1 protein-coding gene is annotated in these 257 nt (G+C 37.0%); it reads right to left on the minus strand.

The window, feature by feature from the left end; genetic code table 11:
• Positions 1 to 3: 3 nt before the first annotated feature.
• Positions 4 to 257, minus strand: a 254-nt coding sequence (locus ACM615_RS24200) for a hypothetical protein (protein WP_431012679.1), incomplete at its 5' end; no start/stop codon positions are given.

The raw sequence follows: 257 nt of genomic DNA on the forward strand, positions 1-257 counted from the left end.
GGATTAAGTACTTGCTGGGTCTGATGGTAGGTTAGAAAAATCTGTCGGACGTAAATTACCGTCTAATACGACAGCCTTACTTAAACATTTGACATTCTCAAAGTAATCGCAGTCGTATTTAATACGTTTATCCTTAATGCCAATCCACTGAGAAAATATTTTCATAAAGTCAAGACCACTACGGACCTCGTCTATTTCCTTGACGGAATCAGAATCATGATTAATCATTACAAAGGGAGGGGAGTAGTTTTCTTTAT

The organism is Rahnella sp. PAMC25617 (assembly GCF_050606005.1).
In the GTDB taxonomy this organism is placed as follows: Bacteria; Pseudomonadota; Gammaproteobacteria; order Enterobacterales; family Enterobacteriaceae; genus Rahnella; species Rahnella variigena.